The following is a 3484-nucleotide window of genomic DNA, read 5'->3' as shown; positions in this document are numbered from 1 at the left end:
ACCGCCATGTGGATAGAGGGCATCGCCGCGACGGAGTTGGGCTCGCCGAGCGCCTTGTAGAGCGACGAGTACGCGTTCGGGTCAATGGAATGGCCCACGTAGTCCATCACGCGGCGAACCCCCGGCAAGAACCCCAGGCTTCCCGCGTACCACGGCGGCGCCGTCGGCACGAGAAAGAACAGCACCAGCCCGAACCACATCGTCAAGACCACCAGCGTTGCGTAGCGCGGAAATTGCGGACGATGAAAGAGGAAAACGCCCACCGCGAGCGCGTGCGGCGCGATGAAGAACGACCAGTGCACGGCGACGGCCAGGTAATCAAGCAGGCGCGGCGCGCGGGGATCAAAGAACGCGCGCTGCAGCCAGGCGGTCGGGTCGGTGCCGCCGAATAGCGCGCGGTCGAAATCGATGGCGTAATCGAACCGGATCGGGATGGCGGTCTCATCAGCGACCGCCCGCAGCAGGGTGTAGACGAAGATGCCCGCAACGTAGACGAACCACCACGACCGCAGCCGGCGGCGAGGCAATTCGAACGCCCAGACGGCAAGGGTGAGGCCGGCCAGCCCGATGCCGAACCAGGTGTGGTCCTGCCAGGTGCGCGTCGCGACCGTGGCGGTCATCGCCAGGAGCAGCAGCGACTGCGCCGCGAGCAGCGCCCGGCCGCGGGCGCCAGACGGTGGCTCGGGCAGCGGCGGCAGCCACCGCGCCCCCCGGAGCGTGCCAGCCCGGCGTTCAAGCGCTACCGACACGCCTTCCAGCGTAGAACCCCATTTTCCCATGAGAAAGGGTTGTGGCACGCTACACAGACGAAGGGACACGTGTCGTGATCCGCTCGATTGTTCGCTCGGCGCCGGGGTTCCTGGTGACAGGAATCTCGCTGGTGCTGCTCTGGCACCTCGTGCCCTGGACACCCACCGTGGCCCTGCTGCGCACGGCCGACCCGCTCTTCGTGGGGCTGGCGATCGCCTGCCTGGTCGGTTCGCTCATCGCCAAGACGGTCCGCTGGCGTCTGCTCCTCCCGGAGACTGCGCCGGTCACCACCCGCGGCCTGTACCGCATCCTGCACATCAGCTTCCTGCTCAACAATGTGCTGCCGGCCCGCATTGGGGATGTGGCGCGCGTGGCAATGACCTCCCGCCAGCCCGGGGTGCGCATCGGCCACGTCCTCTCCTCCATGCTGACCGAGCGGGTGACCGACACCGTGACCCTCCTGCTCGGGTTCCTCGTGGTCAGCCCCTTCCTGCCGGTCCCGGCCGGCTACGAGGGCTGGCGCACATGCGCCTGGAGCGTGGTCGCCGTCGCCGCGGTGGTCGTGGCGCTGGCAGCGCTCTTCCGGGCGAGGCTCGATGCCCTGGCCCGTTCGCAGCGCGTCCGGCGGCGCCTCCCGGCCAATGAGCGCATCCGGCTCGAGGCCGCCTCGTTCGCCGAGGGGTTCCGCCAGCTGTTCGCGCGGAAGCGGGTCGTGCGCATCTGGGGCTGGTCGTGGACGGCCTGGGTTGGCGCCTTCGCCATCAACTACCTGCTGATGCGGGCGCTGAACATCGATGCCCCCTTCGCCGTGGCTGTCCTGCTGACCTGCACCACCAACCTGGCGATGCTGCTGCCCAGCTCGCCCGGAGCGATTGGCGTGTTCCACCTCGCGGCCACCGCCTCGCTGCTCCCCTTCGGCGTCAGCGAGGCGCGCGCGCTGAGCTTCGCGATCCTGGCCCACCTGGTGAACGTGGTGCCGGTGAGCCTCATCGGCGCGATCCTGCTGCTGGCCAGCCGGGAGGCGCTCGTGCCCGTGAGGATGGCCCGGTTCGCCGGGCCGCCCTCGCCGGAGCAGTAGCGCCCGCGCGCCCGGCCTAGCCCCAGAGCTCCTGCGCTTCGCGGCGCAGCTCAGCCCGGAAATCGGGGTGAGCGATGGAGATCAGCTCCTCGGCCCGCTGCCGGTGGTTCTTATCGAGCAGTCGCGCGACCCCGTACTCGGTGATGATGGTATCGGCGAGGTAGCGCGGGATTGTCACCAACGTCCCGGCCTCGTGCTTCGCCACCACCTTCGAAATCGTGCCCTCCATCGCCGTCGAGCGCATGACGGTGATCGCCCGACCGTTCTTGCACATTGCCGCCGCCATGTGCGTATCGGGCTGACCGCCGGTGCCATTGACCATGTGTCCGCCGAAACGGTCTTCGCTCGCAATCTGCCCGAGCAGGTCGACTGCGATGGCGCTGTTGATCGAGGTCATCTGGTGGTTCTGCGACATGAACGCCGGGTTCAAAATCTGGTCCGGCGAGTACAGCTCGAACGCCGGGTTATTGGCGATGATGCGCAGGTCCTCGCCGTCGCAGCCGGTCCAGGCCACCGCAACCGACTTCCCGGGAAAGAGCGTTTTGCGCGACCCGTCGATGATCCCCTTCGCCCAGGCCTTGGCCAGCCCGGGCGAGCCGAGTTCGGTGTGGACCCCGAGGTGCTCGGCGTCGTCGAAGGCGCCGGCGAGGAACATCAGCTGGCTCGGCTGGCCGACGCCGACCTGGATGGTGTCGCCGTCGCGGATGATTTGGCGAAGGTTATCGGCGATGGCCTGCGCGGCGGGGTCGACCTCGGCGATGCCGAGGGCCGCGGAGAGCAGCGACGGCGGGAACGCGTGGAAGGTGTGCTCCACGAGCGCAAGCTGGTCTGGGCTCGCCTTATTCATGATCTCGAGCAGGGCCGGCCGGTCTTCCTCCTTTGCGAGCGTTCGCACGCGCTCCTCCATCGCCGGGATGTTGACCGGCTGCATCACGCCCTCGACGAACGTCTCGATTTCGGAGACGTGCATCCAGACATCGCCGTACACGGGCGTGATGTTGGGGTCGACGATGGCGATGGTGTGCTTGCAGCGCCTGGCGTAGGCCTTGCGCTGCCACATGTGCGGTCCGAAGTGAACGTAGCCGTGCTCGTTCGGCGGCGAGCATGGCGTGAGGAACACATCCGGGATGCGCGCTTCTTCGCGGCCGTTGTCGAACGCCTTCATCCCGAGCATGAAGGTGTTCGGGAGGTAGGTCGCGATCTTCGCGTCGTGGGCCGGGCGCATCGCATCGCCGATGAACAGCTCGATTTCGCGCTCGCCCTTGAACAGCTCGGGGTTGAAGAGCTCCGGGTTGTTCGGCGCCAACGTGCGCACCGAGACATTGCCCAGCTGCCTGGCGCGCTCGACGAACGCCTGCACGAGCGGCGCAGGGCAGAGGATGGTGACCCCGACGAGGTCGCCCTCGCGGATAACCTCCATCGCCTCGGCCAGCGATTTCTGCCGGGAGCGGTACTCGTCGCGCCAGTCGCGGTAGCGGATTGCCATGCGAGGATTCCTCCTGCGGGTAGTCGAGACTGATGGGGGATTCTACCGTCACCGGAAGCAAGGAGAAGTTCACCGCCCGCCGCGAGTCTGCTAGAGTGCCGCCACGCCGCAGGGCAGGCGGCGAGCAGGCAGCAGGAGGATGCTCATGCAGGCACTCGACGACGTGCGGG

3 protein-coding genes are annotated in these 3484 nt (G+C 67.9%); 1 reads left to right on the top strand and 2 read right to left on the bottom strand.

Annotation, left to right across the window (positions count from 1 at the left end):
• Positions 1–749: phosphatase PAP2 family protein (locus tag VAE46_RS01660; protein ID WP_322795167.1), on the bottom strand; the 749-nt coding region annotated here is incomplete at its 3' end.
• A 41-nt stretch (positions 750–790) separates the two neighbouring features.
• Here VAE46_RS01660 and VAE46_RS01655 point away from each other — a divergent pair.
• Entirely contained in the window at positions 791–1828 is a 1038-nt protein-coding gene (locus tag VAE46_RS01655; RefSeq protein WP_322795166.1) for a lysylphosphatidylglycerol synthase transmembrane domain-containing protein, read from the top strand.
• A gap of 16 nt (positions 1829–1844) precedes the next feature.
• Here VAE46_RS01655 and VAE46_RS01650 read toward each other — a convergent pair whose 3' ends face one another.
• Positions 1845–3314, bottom strand: coding sequence for an acetyl-CoA hydrolase/transferase family protein (locus VAE46_RS01650; protein WP_322795165.1), 1470 nt, complete (start codon positions 3312–3314; stop codon positions 1845–1847).
• Positions 3315–3484 lie beyond the last annotated feature (170 nt).

Origin of the sequence: Tepidiforma sp. (assembly GCF_034433535.1) — a bacterium.
Taxonomy (GTDB): Bacteria; Chloroflexota; Dehalococcoidia; order Tepidiformales; family Tepidiformaceae; genus Tepidiforma.
This window is presented reverse-complemented; position numbering and strand designations above follow the sequence as displayed.

What these genes read in the sequence shown, in the direction of transcription:
- VAE46_RS01650 (WP_322795165.1), bottom strand. Translation starts at nt 3,314, where the DNA reads ATGGCAATCCGCTACCGCGACTGGCGCGACGAGTACCGCTCCCGGCAG.